Annotated in this window: 1 protein-coding gene; it reads left to right on the top strand. The window is 54.6% G+C overall.

The annotated features are described in order from the left end of the window. A partial coding sequence (locus RTW80_RS31145) for a transglycosylase domain-containing protein (RefSeq protein WP_312722144.1) occupies positions 1 to 229 on the top strand: 229 nt, incomplete at both ends.

Here is a 229-nt window from a genome sequence, read left to right as displayed (position 1 = left end):
AAGCGAACGAAGCTTACATGGCGCTGATCATGGACGCGCGTTACAGCAAAGACCGTATTCTTGAGCTGTATATGAACGAGGTGTATCTCGGTCAGAGCGGCGACAACGAAATCCGCGGCTTCCCGCTGGCAAGCTTGTATTACTTTGGTCGCCCGGTAGAAGAGCTAAGCCTCGACCAGCAGGCGCTGTTAGTCGGTATGGTGAAAGGGGCGTCCATCTACAACCCGTG

Source organism: Escherichia sp. AM3 (assembly GCF_032029835.1).
GTDB lineage: Bacteria > Pseudomonadota > Gammaproteobacteria > Enterobacterales > Enterobacteriaceae > Escherichia > Escherichia coli.
This window is presented reverse-complemented; position numbering and strand designations above follow the sequence as displayed.